The organism is Meiothermus sp., assembly GCF_026004075.1.
Lineage (GTDB): Bacteria > Deinococcota > Deinococci > Deinococcales > Thermaceae > Meiothermus.
Genome location: NZ_BPIK01000001.1, coordinates 2,205,554 through 2,218,466 on the forward strand (window position 1 = coordinate 2,205,554; position 12,913 = coordinate 2,218,466).

At 60.7% G+C, this 12,913-nt stretch carries 15 protein-coding genes; 8 read left to right on the top strand and 7 right to left on the bottom strand.

Features of this window, described 5'->3' with window-relative positions; translation table 11 throughout:
* Positions 1–6 precede the first annotated feature (6 nt).
* The 7 genes from Q0X18_RS10625 (at position 7) to Q0X18_RS10655 (ending at position 6,480) form a co-directional block, all read left to right on the top strand.
* On the top strand, positions 7–1,020 hold the full coding sequence (locus Q0X18_RS10625; RefSeq protein WP_297562108.1) for a DNA/RNA non-specific endonuclease: 1,014 nt from the start codon (positions 7–9) through the stop codon (positions 1,018–1,020).
* A gap of 249 nt (positions 1,021–1,269) precedes the next feature.
* Positions 1,270–1,791 (top strand): hypothetical protein, encoded by a 522-nt coding sequence (locus tag Q0X18_RS10630; protein WP_297562110.1) that lies wholly within the window; start codon positions 1,270–1,272, stop codon positions 1,789–1,791.
* 110 nt (positions 1,792–1,901) lie between these two features.
* A complete protein-coding gene (locus Q0X18_RS10635; protein ID WP_297562113.1) occupies positions 1,902–2,624 on the top strand; it encodes a hypothetical protein in 723 nt (240 codons plus the stop codon).
* 31 nt (positions 2,625–2,655) lie between these two features.
* Positions 2,656–2,994, top strand: coding sequence for a hypothetical protein (locus Q0X18_RS10640; protein ID WP_297562115.1), 339 nt, complete (start codon positions 2,656–2,658; stop codon positions 2,992–2,994).
* 134 nt (positions 2,995–3,128) lie between these two features.
* Positions 3,129–4,262 (top strand): glutamate 5-kinase, encoded by a 1,134-nt coding sequence (gene proB / locus Q0X18_RS10645; protein ID WP_297562117.1) that lies wholly within the window; start codon positions 3,129–3,131, stop codon positions 4,260–4,262.
* Positions 4,263–4,277: 15 nt separating this feature from the next.
* Entirely contained in the window at positions 4,278–5,531 is a 1,254-nt protein-coding gene (locus tag Q0X18_RS10650) for a glutamate-5-semialdehyde dehydrogenase (protein ID WP_297562119.1), read from the top strand.
* Positions 5,532–5,586: 55 nt separating this feature from the next.
* Positions 5,587–6,480, top strand: coding sequence for a YhjD/YihY/BrkB family envelope integrity protein (locus tag Q0X18_RS10655; protein WP_297562122.1), 894 nt, complete (start codon positions 5,587–5,589; stop codon positions 6,478–6,480).
* A 211-nt stretch (positions 6,481–6,691) separates the two neighbouring features.
* Here the strand turns inward: Q0X18_RS10655 and Q0X18_RS10660 are convergent, their stop codons facing one another.
* The 5 genes from Q0X18_RS10660 to Q0X18_RS10680 all read right to left on the bottom strand — a co-directional run bounded on the left by Q0X18_RS10660 (position 6,692) and on the right by Q0X18_RS10680 (position 10,459).
* Complete coding sequence (locus Q0X18_RS10660) at positions 6,692–6,988, bottom strand: transposase (RefSeq protein ID WP_297562126.1); 297 nt, start codon at positions 6,986–6,988, stop codon at positions 6,692–6,694.
* Between the two features lie 123 nt (positions 6,989–7,111).
* Complete coding sequence (locus tag Q0X18_RS10665) at positions 7,112–8,248, bottom strand: AI-2E family transporter (protein WP_297562128.1); 1,137 nt, start codon at positions 8,246–8,248, stop codon at positions 7,112–7,114.
* 6 nt (positions 8,249–8,254) lie between these two features.
* On the bottom strand, positions 8,255–9,364 hold the full coding sequence (locus tag Q0X18_RS10670; protein WP_297562130.1) for an AI-2E family transporter: 1,110 nt from the start codon (positions 9,362–9,364) through the stop codon (positions 8,255–8,257).
* Positions 9,365–9,384: 20 nt separating this feature from the next.
* Positions 9,385–10,098, bottom strand: a complete 714-nt coding sequence (locus tag Q0X18_RS10675; RefSeq protein WP_297562132.1) for a M23 family metallopeptidase — start codon at positions 10,096–10,098, stop codon at positions 9,385–9,387.
* A gap of 64 nt (positions 10,099–10,162) precedes the next feature.
* A complete protein-coding gene (locus Q0X18_RS10680; RefSeq protein WP_297562135.1) occupies positions 10,163–10,459 on the bottom strand; it encodes a L28 family ribosomal protein in 297 nt (98 codons plus the stop codon).
* A 103-nt stretch (positions 10,460–10,562) separates the two neighbouring features.
* Between Q0X18_RS10680 and lspA the strand changes: the two genes are divergently transcribed.
* Positions 10,563–11,051, top strand: coding sequence for a signal peptidase II (gene lspA, locus Q0X18_RS10685; RefSeq protein ID WP_297562138.1), 489 nt, complete (start codon positions 10,563–10,565; stop codon positions 11,049–11,051).
* A gap of 86 nt (positions 11,052–11,137) precedes the next feature.
* Here lspA and Q0X18_RS10690 read toward each other — a convergent pair whose 3' ends face one another.
* A complete protein-coding gene (locus Q0X18_RS10690) occupies positions 11,138–11,653 on the bottom strand; it encodes a bioflim formation protein (protein ID WP_297562141.1) in 516 nt (171 codons plus the stop codon).
* A gap of 42 nt (positions 11,654–11,695) precedes the next feature.
* Positions 11,696–12,784 carry an aromatic ring-hydroxylating dioxygenase subunit alpha gene (locus tag Q0X18_RS10695; RefSeq protein ID WP_297562144.1) on the bottom strand — a complete coding sequence of 363 codons (1,089 nt, stop codon included), beginning with the start codon at positions 12,782–12,784 and terminating at the stop codon, positions 11,696–11,698.
* Between the last annotated feature and the right edge of the window lie 129 nt (positions 12,785–12,913).

Here is a 12,913-nt window from a genome sequence, read left to right on the forward strand (position 1 = left end):
CCCATCGTGGGCGATGCCGTGGACGGCCTGGAGCAGCTCTACAACGCCGCCACCGGCAGGCAGGTAGACCCCGTCCTGGCGGTGCTCTCGGCGGCAGGGCTGGCGTTAGACCTGGGCACCGGCGGGGTGGGGGACGTGACCACCGGGGTCAAGGCCGCCTACCGCGTCAGCCTGTCCATCAGCCGGCAGGGTGGGGGCCTGGTGGCCCTGGTCATCCGCGAACAGTTCGTCCAGTTCACCCGCGGGCGGCTCTCGCCGCAGGCGCTGGTGGACGGCCTGCGGCAGCGGTTCGGCAGAATGGTAGACCTGGCCAGGGCGCGGGGGTGTGGGGGGTTTTCGCTCAATAATGTATGCCTCAAATTGTATGACCAACTTGGACTGATTGTTAAAAATCAACGTGGAATTGATGGCATAGCAGCTCTTAGTCGGCTCGACACACTATACATAGACAACGTTAACTACGTCTCCATAAGGGCCAGTTTTCGGGAACGACTGGAGAACATCAATATATCCGAAATTTCTTGCCCAGTTGGTCGGTTTGCCTCTCAAAGTGCGATTGAGGCACTTGCTATCTTCTGTCCCAGAAACGTTGTAGTAGACCAGCTAGACCGACCAGAGCTAGTTAGTGCCACTTTGGATAATAGTTATGTCGGCACAAGAGCTAATCAGACTACCCAACGCTGGGTGCGTGGAGGGATAGATCCTGTTACTGGTGTCCGCTATCCAGGTATTGGTCTGCCTACAGATGAGGCTGGACATATTCTGGCGCGTCAACTAGGCGGGCCAGGGGGCATTTTGTCCTACAACATCGTCCCTTTGGCCAGAGCTGCAAATAGAGAAATGGAAGCGATAGAGAACTTCCTCAAGTCGCAATTGGGTCGCAGTCCCCAACCTGTAATAACAGTCCAGATAAGTTTGCAGTATCTAGACACTCAATACCCCAGGAGACCCACCAACATCCTTTATTCTTATACAATTAACGGTGTGCGCACGACTAAAGTAATTTCAAACCCTCGGTAAAAAGTTGTGTTGAAAAAGGTTATTTATCCAATCTAGATTTCGCTTGTGTCGAGAGGGTTCTACATGGGGTTCTATGCAGTTTTGAAATCTAGGCGTAAGGAGCAAACAGGCTTCACCCTAAGTTTCTGTGGTGGAAAACCCATAATCCCTAGCAGCATTCAGTGGCCACTTTGCATGGACTGCTACAGACCATTAACATTTTTTTTTCAGCTCCAGCTCCCACCTGGTACCCCTGCTCAGGGCAGAATAGTGGCGGTTTTCTACTGCGTCGAGTGTGCATCAGAACAAACAAGCTATCCTCGTCTGGAAACCCGACCCATCCTCGGGCGTGGCTCTGCCCATCCAGCCGAGGAAGTACTAAATCCCAGTCTCTGGGATTATCAGATCAACTTCAGGGTCTTGCTATTTGATAACGACGATTCGCTAGTGCTTCGGGATGATATCCCCCCTAGAGTTCGGTTCTGTGAGTACGAGCTAAAGCCGAAACCCGACTTCTCCCCAGCGCAAATGGTAGTATACGGGCAACCTTCGCAAGAAGCCGATCCCAACGATGTTGCTTACTTCTACCAGGGTTTGGAAGTGGCGAAAGTGCTGCACATTCCCCGAGGATACACCTTCCCAAAAACCGCCGATGCACCCCTGCAACGAATGCCACCGATGGGTGGTGAGCCCTGGTTCCGGAAAGAAGATAACTATGTCCTGTTCTCTGGTGCAAAACTCACTATTTGCGCAGCCATTGTAGACGACACTCTTGTACCTTTTATTTTGTAGTTGAAGATCGTTCGCATAGTTGAGTCTTGCTGTGGTACCAACCATAAACTTTTCTTAATCGTCTTACCGTGTATAGATTGGATTCATCTAGGGTAGCAAAGGATATAACTATGGAACTGCCCACCTCCAAAGTCTCCTACAAACTGGTTCCAGGCCCCACCCGCCCGCAGACCGAGGCCGACATCTCCTTCCGGGGTGGTGTGCCCCGGATGCCGGCCGAGCTGGAGCTGCCGCGCTGCCAAAGGTGTGGGGACGAGCAAACCTTCTTCTTCCAGGTGGCCTTCCCGGAAAAGCACCTCTGGCACGGCTGGGTGATGTGCGTTTTCAGTTGCTCCAGTTGCTTCGATAAATACGACCCCTCCCCGAGAGGACATTACACCGCGCCTGATGTCCTCCCCGATGGCTACCTAGATAGGCTGGAGACAGACTACCGGATCATCCTCTACCCCGCGGACAGCCCCACCGCGCGGATGCGCACCGAGGCCCGGCAGCTTCTGAAGTTCGAGGAGATTCGCTTCGAGAAGCTGCGGGTCAACAACCGCCACTACGAGACCAAGCTGGGCGGGAAGCCCTTCTGGATAGACGATCCACGGCCGATCGAAGAGATTGAATACATGGGGGGGCACTTCGTCTTCATCGGGCAGTTTATGGAGGAGTTCAACTTCTTCCCCGCCCTGGAGGATGCCCCCCCACCCAAGGCATCCGGCCAGTGGATACGAACCAAGCCGGTGAAGGCCTACGGCCTGTTCCATGTCGGGGGCAACTTCTTGTTCTTCGGCACCACCAGCCCGCGCGTTATCCCCCCGAGGGTTCTGATCGTCCCTACCAAGTAGCGCGGGACGCGGCGGGCCTGGGTATCGAGCCATGGCTACCATCATTCTGTACGAAAATGGCCCTGGTTGGTTCGGGGCTGGCGGCATGTACGACGTGATCTGCGAGTATGCCCTGACCCACCCCAGCGTGCAGGCCCTACCCGAGTTTGCCAAGGCTATTGAGAACTCGCTGTGGTATAGAAACCTTGAGTTACACGAACACGGCGATGCGGCCATCAAAGCCTTCACCGAGGCGGTGGGCGACCTGGTGCGCTACATTGACTCCCCGGAGGGCAAGGCCCGTTGGGGTGAGCGTCATCCGGTCATCTTGGAGGGGGTTCAAGCGCTCTACGACCTGCTCCTCAACTATGACCCCGAGCGGTATAAGTGAGGCTTGCTGGAGGGGTGCGGCCTAGAAGGGATGGGCTGCATACCCTCAGGGAATGAGAGTCCAAGCAGCCACGGAGGGGTGGGTGGCCTGCCTGGGTGAGAAATGGCCCAAGAAGCGTTACGATAACCCAGGCTATGCACGGTCGTCTTCCCCTCACCGCCCAAACCCATCGCCGGCTGGTAGTCAAGGTGGGCAGCGCCGTCCTGAGCGGGCCCCAGGGGCGGCAGCACCAACTGGCCATTGCCGCCCAGGTGGCCGCCCTGCGGGCCGAGGGGCGCGAGGTGGTGCTGGTCTCCTCGGGGGCCCTGGCCACCGGCATGCAAAAGCTGGGCCTGACCGAAAAGCCCAAATCCATGCCCGGCAAACAGGCCCTGGCCGCCGTCGGGCAGCCCACCCTAATGCTCCTGTGGGAGCAGGCTTTTAGCTGGTACGACCTGAAGGTGGCCCAGGTTTTGCTCACCGCCGAAGACCTGGCCCACCGCCACCGCTACCTGAACGCCCGGCAGACCCTGGAGACGCTTTTGGCGTGGGGCATCGTGCCCATCATCAACGAGAACGACACGGTAATGGTGGAGGAGATCAAGTTTGGCGACAACGACCAGCTTTCGGCCCTGATTGCCTCGCTGGTAGGGGCCGATCTGCTGATCTTGCTCTCCGACATCGAGGCCCTGTACGAGGCCGACCCCCGCACCCACCCCGAAGCCCAACCCATCCCCTACGTGGAGCGGGTGGATGCCGGGGTGTTGCGCATGGCGGGCGACAGCCCCAACCGGGTGGGCACAGGCGGGATGAAAAGCAAGCTGCTGGCCGCAGAAAAAGCCCAGGCCGCCGGGATTCCCACCCTGCTGCTGCCCGGAACCCGGCCCCAGAGTATCGCCGAGGCCCTGCAAGGCGCGCCGGTGGGCACGCTGTTTGCCGGGGGTCAGCGCCGCTACAGCGGCCGTAAGCTCTGGCTGTACCAGCTTCCCAAGCCCCAGGGGGAGGTGGTGGTGGACGCCGGGGCGGCAAAAGCCTTACGCCAGGGCGGGGCCTCGCTCCTGCCGGCGGGCATCCTCGAGGTGCGCGGGCAGTTTGGGGTGGGCGAGGCGGTGCGGTGCCTGGACGAACAGGGCAACCTGATTGGGGTGGGCCTGGTCAACTACAGCGCCGCAGAGCTCACCCGCATCAAGCGCCGAAAAACCAGGGAGATCGAGGCCCTGCTGGGCTACAAAAACACCGACGAGGCCATCCACCGCGACTACTTTGCCCTGGCCTCGGAGCTCGAGTGATATGTTGGAATGACCATGGTCACCTCCCCCGAACTCAAGGCATACGCCCAGGCGGCCAGGGCCGCCGCACGGGCTTTGTCGGTGGCCTCACCCAGGGCCAAGAACACCGCACTTTTGGCTATAGCAGCGAAGCTCGAGGCCCAGCAAGAGGTTCTTTTCGCCGCCAACCGCCAGGACCTCGAGGCCGCCCAGGCCGCGGGCCTCTCCAAGGCCAAGCTCGACCGGCTGCGACTGGACGAAAAGGTGCTGCGCGACCTGCGAACGGGCCTGCAGCAGGTCGCCGAGATGCCCGACCCAGTCGGCGAAATTGAAGGCTTGCAGATCCGGCCCAACGGCCTGCAGGTAGGGCGGATGCGCGTCCCCTTGGGGGTGATTGGCTTCATCTACGAGTCGCGCCCCAACGCCACGGTGGAGGCCAGCGCCCTCTGCCTCAAGGCCGGGAACGCCATCCTGCTGCGGGGGGGCAAGGAGGCCTGGCACTCCAACCGCGCCCTGGTCGGCCTGATGCAAGCCGCCCTGCAGGAAGCCGGGCTGCCCAGGGAAGCCATCCAACTGGTGCCCACCACCGACCGCAGCGCCATCCTGGAGATGTGCCACCTGGCCGGCCTGTTGGATCTGATAATCCCCAGGGGCGGCAAGGAACTCATCGAGCTGGTGCAGCGCGAGGCCCGGATGCCGGTGCTGGCCCACGCCGAGGGGGTCAATCACCTGTTCGTGGACGAAAGCGCCGACCCAGGGGGCGCAGTGCAGATAGCCCTGAACGGCAAAACCCAGCGCCCTAGCACCTGCAACAGCCTGGAAAAGGTGCTGGTGCACCAGCGCATCGCCCCGGTGTTTTTGCCCATGCTGGCCCAGGCCATGCAGAAGGCCGGGGTGGAGCTGCGCGGCGACGAGGCCACCTGCGCCCTCATCCCGGCCAGGCCGGCCACCCCGGAGGACTGGCAGACCGAGTATCTGGATCTGATTCTGACCGTGAAGGTGGTGAACTCGCTGGAGGAGGCGCTCGAGCACATCGCCCGCTACGGCTCCCACCACACCGAGGTCATCTGCACCAACCACCACGCCCACGCCATGCGCTTTTTGCGGGAGGCGGACGCCTCGCTGGTGCTGGTCAACGCCTCACCCCGCTTCAACGATGGCTTTCAGTTGGGCCTGGGGGCCGAGATCGGCATCTCCACCAGCAAGCTCCACGCGTATGGCCCCATGGGGGTCAAGGAGCTTACCACCACCAAGTTTGTGGCCCTGGGCAGCGGGCAGGTGCGCGACTAACTGTCAACATCCAGACCCAGATTTATTATGTATTGAGCAGACGCAATTCCCACCCATGCCGCACATCATCGGGCAGGTTTACCAGCTATATACGCGCTCGCACATCCCGTTTTTCGCGGCGGCGCTGGCCTACTATGCCCTATTCAGCCTAATGCCCCTGCTGATTCTGCTGGCCGGGGTCTTTGGCTTTGTGCTCTCCGGCAACGAGGGCCTGCGCAGCGCGGTGCTGGTGCGGCTCATCGAGCTGGTGGTGCTGCTCTTCCCTACCCAACCCGACCTGGCCCAGACCCTGGTGAACTTTCTGACTCGAGGGGCCTTTCCCCTCACGCTGGCCAGCCTGCTGGTGTTGCTGTGGGCCAGCAGCAATTTCTTTGCCGCCCTGGCCTACGCCCTGGGCATCATTTTTGGCGGGGTTGGCCCACGGCCCGACCTGGCCGCCACGCAAGCATCTACCTCCAAAACCAGCCACCCGGAGCGGGCTTTTGGGCGGGCGGCGGCGTTGCTGGCCGTCCTGCGCGGGCGCATTGCGGGCCTGCTGGCCCCCTTGCTGCTGGGGCTGGCCCTGATCCTGCTGGCGCTGCTGGGCCTGGTTATGGGCTTTTTGCTGCGCTACCTGCCCGCTGAGCTAGGCTTTTTGCGCAACGGGGTGGAGGTAGTGGTGCCCATTCTGGGCGCACTGCTGCTCTTTTTCCTGACCTATATGCTGCTGCCCGTCCCCACCCCCAGGGTGCTGGCCGCTATGGCCGCGGCTACTCTGGCGGCTCTGGCCTGGGAGGGCGTGCGCCTGGGGCTACCCCTGCTTCTCCCCCGCACCCAGTACGAGCTGATCTATGGCCCCATTGCGGGCTTTCTGCTGGCCCTGGCTGGGTTTTACCTGACCATGTGGATTCTGCTGGTGGGGGCCGTTTTAGCCAAAATTCTGACCGACCGCTCGAGCGACACCATCTGAACACCAAAGCCCTGGCAACAGCAGTTCTGATTCCACTTCGGTACCACGCCGCAGGTCTGGGTTGGAAGTCGAAAAGTGATGCAGAGGCTGCTATTTGCCTCATATCCCAGCAGGGAAAATAATAAAACCACGGTAGGAGACCGGCGAAAACTGCCATAGGCGTACAGACAAGTAGACTCTCGTGCCTTGTTTTCGCAAATATTGATTGTACTTAGCTCAAATAAGCATCGGCTAACTTGACGTTACTGGCTTTTTGCATTAGGGTTCGGCTAACGAGCTGCAAAAAACGGAAGTAGTGATAGACGGTTTTCCAGTGGGGCAGGTCATAGGGCATCATGCGCCAGGCGCAACCGGCGCGGGTGATGTAGAAGATGCCGTTCAGGATTTCCCGCCAGGGATGCTCCCGGGGGCGATGGGGGGCGGCGGAGGGCTGGGGCATCAGGGGTGCCAGTATGGCCCATTCCTGGTCGGTCAGATCGCTGGGGTAGCGGCTTTCTCTGAGTTCCATGCGCGACTATAGCATGAGGGAGGGTATTAAGACAGTCTCTTAGTGTGCTAGTCTCGGTTGAGACGGACTTGCTACCCACCCTTCCCAACTCGGTATAACTCCCTAGGAAGATGAGAGCCTTGATCAGCCTTCTCGGTAAAAGCGGCTATTCAGGTAATAGTCGGTGTATAGGATTTTGACAAAAGCCACCAGCGGTACTACCAGCAAAGCCCCAGCCACCCCAAACAGCGAGGCCCCAATCAGTACTGCGGCAATGCCTGTGACCGGGTGCAGGCTGGTGGTGCGGCCCATGATGATTGGCCAGACTATCCCTTGAATCTGGTTGCAGACCCACAGCACCAGGGCCACCACCGCAAAAGCCAGCCAGCCCAGCGGCAGGGCCAGCAGCAGGGCCGGTATGGCCGAGATAATCACCCCCAGCACCGGTACGAAGCTGAAAATGAAGGCCAGAAAACCCAGGGACATGGCCTGGGTGAGCACCCCTACCCCAAACCCCTGAAAAGCCCCAAACGAAAGGTACATGGCCACGCTGATAAGCACCCCGTTAAACAAAGCGCCCAGCAGGGTGCCCCGCACATATCCCCCAAAAGCGGCATCGGCCTTTTGGGCAAGCTCGTGTACCCTAGGCTGGTAGGGCAGCGGAACCGCACGGAACAGCGCCGCCCCCACACGGGGCAGGTCGTAGAGCAGGTAGATCGAGAGGGTGATGACCGTTAGGAGTTGGAAAGCACCCCCCAAAAGCCCAGTAAAAAAACCCAGCAGGTTGCCCCCCTGCGCTAGCAGGCTTTGCAGGCCGCGCAGCAAGGTCTGGGTGAAGGCTTGCAGCAGGGTTTGCAGGTTCAGGGTGGCCTGGTTGAGGGCCTCGAGCAAAACCGGTGGTAGATCAATCCGCCCAATCTGATCGGGCAGACCCCGCGCCCAACCCACCAACGGTTCCAAAAGGCTGGGCAGGTTGTTGACAAAGCGGGCGAGCTGCGTTGTCATGCCGGCCAGCAGTACAGTAGCCAGCCCCAGGAAAAAGAGCATGCCCACAAACACCACCACCACACCCAAAGCCCGCGTCAGACGCCGCTGCTCAAACCAGCGCACCGCCGGGCTTGCCAGATACGAAAACACAAACGCTGCCGAAACAATCCCGATGGCGGTACGCGCACCATTCAGCACCCAGCCCAGCAGCCAAAAAACCAGCCCCAACAGCAGCAAATATGCCGCTAGCCGTATCCAAGGGTTCTGCCAGGCCCAGCTCAGCGTTGCGCTCATACCTCTTTATCCCTCGCGGTAGAACCGGCTGTTCAAGTAAAGCTCCACATAGAGCACCTTGAAAAAGGCCAGCAGTGGAACCGCCACCAGCGCACCCACCAGCCCGTAGAGGCTCGAGCCCACCAGAATGGCCCCAATCACGCTCACCGGGTGCAGGCTGGTGGCCTGCCCCAGGATGCGCGGGCTCAGGATATGGGCCTCCACCTGGTTGGCTACCACCACCACCCCCAGAACCGCCACCACCTGCGGCCAGCCCACCGTGAGGGCCAGGAGCACCGCCGGAACCGTCGAAACAATTACCCCGGCAAACGGAATCAGGTTGAATACCGCCGCCAGGAACCCCAGCGATCCCGCCAGCGGCACCCCAGATACCCACAGGCCCACCGTCACAATCAGGCCCACCCCAGCCGCCACCATTAGCTGCCCCCGCACATAGCCCCCCACCGCCCTATCCAATTTGGCTGCGATATCAGCGGCAAAGGGCTGGTACGGCAAGGGAACCGCCTGGAAAAGGGTCTTGGAGATTTGCGGCAGGTCGTAGAGCAGGTAAATCGAGATGATGAGGGCCGCAAAGAGCTGGAGCACACCCCCCAGCAAAGAAGCAAAGAACCCCACCAAATTGCCCCCCTGGGCCAGCAGGGCGCGCAACCCCTGCAATAGGGTCTGGGTGAAGCCCTCGAGCAAGGTCTGCAAACCCTGGGCCGCCTGGACAAAGGCCCCTTCCAGGGCCGGGGGAATCTCAATCTGCCCCACGCGCGAGGGCAGATCCTCGGCCCAGGCCAGGAGGGGGGTTAAAATGCGGGGAAGTTCGTTCGCAAAGCCAGCCAGCACACTCACCATGTCGGCAATCAGGAACGAGGCCAGCCCCAAAAAAAATCCCAGCCCTAGATATACCAGGAGCACCCCCACAAACCGCGGTATCCTGCGTTTTTCCAAAGCCCGCACGATGGGCGAGGTCAGATAGGCAAAAAGAAAAGCCAGAGATAGCGTGACCAGAGCCCCCCTGGCCCCTCCAAAGACCACCCCCAAAAGCTGAAGGATTAGGTAGGCCAGAATCGCATAAACTGCAATTCGCACCCACAGCAGCTTCCAGATTTCGGCAAGGTCGCGGCGCATGGGGATTAAGATACCCTACCTCAGGGAAGGCCGAACTCGAGCTTGGCCCTGGCCCGCACTGCCTCGGGCGCCAGACCCTGACCAAAGTATTTGTCCCGGTCGGGCTCACCATCCCACAGCTCAAACAAGAGCCGCGCGCCTTCAGCACCACCGCGCAGGGCCGCCTCGGTGCCGCTGTTGCCCACCCGTCCAATCCACTGCCCTTTGTGCACCCTGCTGCCCACCTTCAGACCCGGCGCGATCTCGGAGAGGTGGGCATATACCGTGGTAAACCCACCCGGGTGGCGAATCCAGACCTCACGCCCCCGCAGTTTGTCCATCTGCTCGGGGCTGGCGCCCTTGGCCACCGCCCGAATCAGGGCCTCGAACTCGGCGCGGGTCAACTCTTTGTAGCTGGTCTCGGCTTTGACAACCTCGCCGCCGGCTGCTGCCACCACCCCCATGCCAAAGCGCACCGGCACGCAGGCGTCCCCGTTGGTAAACACAAAGCCGGGGCTGGTGCCCTTGCGGTACTCGCGGGGGGCGCCGGGCAGGTTGGCATCGCTTTTGGGCAGGCAGGCGCCGGGCAGGGGCAGCGTGAAGCCCTCGGGGCCTTGCTCGAGGCTCTGCTTAAGCTTGGCAATTTCCGACTGCAACCCCGCAATCTGCCGGCGGGCACCGGATAGCTGCGCACTCTGCCACAAAGCCAGAAGGGTCACCAGAGCGAGCACAATCCAGCCTGGCTTGATCGGCATGGGCTCATTTTATGCCAAAAATAAAGAGACACAGCGGGCTGTGTCTCTGCTGGTAATGGGTTGCTTAGAGCAGGCTCAGCAGGCGGGCTTTGATCTGCTTGGCGGTGAGGCCCTCGAGCTTCATGCCCTTGGAGCGCTCCACCAGCTCGTACACCTTGTGGGCGTGACTGTTGGCGACCCGGAAGGTGATGGCCTGCCCGGCAACCGTTACGGTTACTTTGCGCAGGTTGGGCTCTTGCCAGTGCTTGGTGTAGCCGGTAATCTTCTTACCCACCCCACCTTCCCGTTTGGCCTTACCACGGGTAATGATGCTATAGGCCACCGTGGGGCGCTTGCCGCTAATCTCGCAAATCTTCGACATCGCAGGACTCCTAACTGCCAACGCAAGGGACTGCCCCTTGCTTCAGGGCAACGGCAACGAGTATAGCATACCCTCACACAACCGTGCTAGACTTCCCAGCGGTATGAACATTGCCACCTGGCTGGTTCCCGCCCTGCTGGTCGCCGATCAGACCATCAAACTTATGGTGTTGTGGGCGGTAGGCCCCCGAATTTTTGATGATGGCGTGGGCGCGATCTTCCTGACCAATTTATTCTGGATTGTAGATGCCACCTTCATCAAAAACACCGGCGCGGCCTTTGGAATTTTCCAGGGCGGCGCTCGCATTCTGGTCTGGGTCAGCCTGGCGGTAGGCATCGGCATACTCGCCTACCTCAGCCTGAATCAGCGCCGAACCTCGCGCCTCAGCCAGCTTGCGCTATCGCTTATTGCGGCGGGGGCTTTGGGTAATGCCATCGACCGCCTGGGTCATGGCTGGGTAGTGGATTATGTGGATATTAACCGTACGGGTATATCTGTTCTGGATAGCTTCCCTATCTGGAACTTGGCCGATGCGTGCGTGGTAGTGGGGGTCTTGTTGCTTCTACTGCCCCAGCGCAAACGGCGGTATTGAGGCCGTACCCATACTTTTGGGCAATCCGTCAGCGCATGGTGGCGATCCAGCCAACTCCGGTATGAAATACGGCCTGCTAGCTTTTGCTACCAAAGGTAGAGCAACGCGACTTTGAAGGGGTAGCGATCGGAGATGCCCACCTCGAGGGCCACCGGGTCAAGGTAGAGCCGCCCACCCAAGCCATAAGCCAGGTTAAACCCTCCTTCAATACCCAGCCCCACGTAGCCCGAGATGGCCCCACCGGGAATCTCGAGGCTGGCCACCGGCCCCAGATGGAGGCCAAAAATGCTGCCCACCGTGTTAAAGCTCAGGTCTAGCCCCAGGCCCGCCGATAGCGAAAGATCGGCCACCGTGAGGGCCGGCAGCAGATTGGCCTTCAAAAGCGCCCACACCTCCAGCGCATCAAAGCTGGTGGGCACAATTACCTCCATATCCAACCCGGTGTCGATCCCCAGCGGACTGAAAGGCAGGCCCGTGCTGCCCTGTACCACCAGCCCACGCCCAATCCCAAACCCCACCCCTACGGTGTTCTCGGGGTAGGCCGGAGCCTGAGCAAAGGCCATTCCAATCGCCAAAATTAGCACAGCAAACAGTCGCTTCATGGTTCCTCCAAACGCTGCCCCATCATAACAGGGCAGCCCGAACTACCCTAGGGCCCGCGCCAGCAACCGGTGAAAATGGTGCACCCCCTGCTCCCGCTTGACGCTAAAGCGGCCCCGGTCGTAGAAGCGCGACTTAACCCCCTTCTGCACCGCCTCCACCACCACCTCGTCTTCGCGCTCCACCCGGTCGAGGGCCGCCCCAGCCCCGGCCTCCAGCTTGCTGGCATCCCACACATAGGGCAAAAACGAGACTTTGGTAAGCTCGGGCCCCAGCGGGCGCACCACATTAACCGAGAGGCCCCAGGGGTAGAAGTTCAGCATCAGGTTGGGGAAAACCCAGTAGTAGTAGGCCGCAATGCGCTGGCCGTAGTCGGGTGAGTCTTTGGGCAGGTCGAAGCAGGGCTCGCCGGGGGCCGCCACCCCGAGCTGTAGGTTGCACCAGTCGTAGACCTCGGTGGTGTAGCTGCCGTAATCAATGACGCTATTGAGCGAGGCGTGGATGTAGGGGATGTGGAAGCCTTCCAGGTAGTTGTCGCAATACAGCGCCCAGTTGGCCCGCACCAGGTAGTCGCGGGCGCGGGAGGGCTCGAAGTAAAACTCCCGAAAGGGCAGCCAGCCTACCCGCTCCTGCACAGAGCGCAGCACCTCTTGCAGCGAAACCGGCGGGTTCAGGCTGGCAAACAAAAACTTCCCCTGGCCCCAGGTCTCGAAGGCCACCTTGGGCAGGTCGTCCTTGGGGCTGGGGAACCCCGCTACCCCCTCGAACTCCGGCATGGCCTGAAAGCAGCCATCCAGCCCAAACCGCCGCCCGTGGTAGCGGCAGCGCAGGTAGCGGGCGTTGTCGCCGGTCTCGGCCACCAGCATCCCCCGGTGGGTGCAGACGTTGGAGAGCAGGTGCAGTTGGTCCTGGTGGTCGCGGGTTAGCACCAGCGGCTCGTCCAGACAGCCTTCCAGCAAGGTAAAGGGCTTGACCGTGCCGGGGGCCTTCAGGTCGTCGGTATCGCCCACCCACTGCCAGCTTCGGGCAAACACCTTTTCTTTTACCGCTTCGTATACCTGGGGGTCTTGGTAGAAGCGGGCCGAAAGGGTGGAAGCCTGGGCGATGTCGGGGTGAACCTCGAGGTTGTTCATGCTTGCTCCTTATAGCGTTTGGAATTGAGGGCCAGGGGTCGGGGGCTCAAAAGACAAAACCCGTACAGCCTCGCGACTGTACGAGGACGAAAGAGGTTTTATTTACCCGCCGCAATAATCGCCCTGGCA

Coding starts and splice junctions, on each gene's coding strand:
- lspA (WP_297562138.1), top strand. CDS start 10,563: ATGAACATTGCCACCTGGCTGGTTCCCGCCCTGCTGGTCGCCGATCAG.
- Q0X18_RS10635 (WP_297562113.1), top strand. CDS start 1,902: ATGGAACTGCCCACCTCCAAAGTCTCCTACAAACTGGTTCCAGGCCCC.
- Q0X18_RS10665 (WP_297562128.1), bottom strand. CDS start 8,248: ATGAGCGCAACGCTGAGCTGGGCCTGGCAGAACCCTTGGATACGGCTA.
- Q0X18_RS10655 (WP_297562122.1), top strand. CDS start 5,587: ATGCCGCACATCATCGGGCAGGTTTACCAGCTATATACGCGCTCGCAC.
- Q0X18_RS10640 (WP_297562115.1), top strand. CDS start 2,656: ATGGCTACCATCATTCTGTACGAAAATGGCCCTGGTTGGTTCGGGGCT.
- Q0X18_RS10670 (WP_297562130.1), bottom strand. CDS start 9,364: ATGCGCCGCGACCTTGCCGAAATCTGGAAGCTGCTGTGGGTGCGAATT.
- Q0X18_RS10675 (WP_297562132.1), bottom strand. CDS start 10,098: ATGCCGATCAAGCCAGGCTGGATTGTGCTCGCTCTGGTGACCCTTCTG.
- Q0X18_RS10680 (WP_297562135.1), bottom strand. CDS start 10,459: ATGTCGAAGATTTGCGAGATTAGCGGCAAGCGCCCCACGGTGGCCTAT.
- Q0X18_RS10660 (WP_297562126.1), bottom strand. CDS start 6,988: ATGGAACTCAGAGAAAGCCGCTACCCCAGCGATCTGACCGACCAGGAA.
- Q0X18_RS10690 (WP_297562141.1), bottom strand. CDS start 11,653: ATGAAGCGACTGTTTGCTGTGCTAATTTTGGCGATTGGAATGGCCTTT.
- Q0X18_RS10695 (WP_297562144.1), bottom strand. CDS start 12,784: ATGAACAACCTCGAGGTTCACCCCGACATCGCCCAGGCTTCCACCCTT.
- Q0X18_RS10650 (WP_297562119.1), top strand. CDS start 4,278: ATGGTCACCTCCCCCGAACTCAAGGCATACGCCCAGGCGGCCAGGGCC.
- proB (WP_297562117.1), top strand. CDS start 3,129: ATGCACGGTCGTCTTCCCCTCACCGCCCAAACCCATCGCCGGCTGGTA.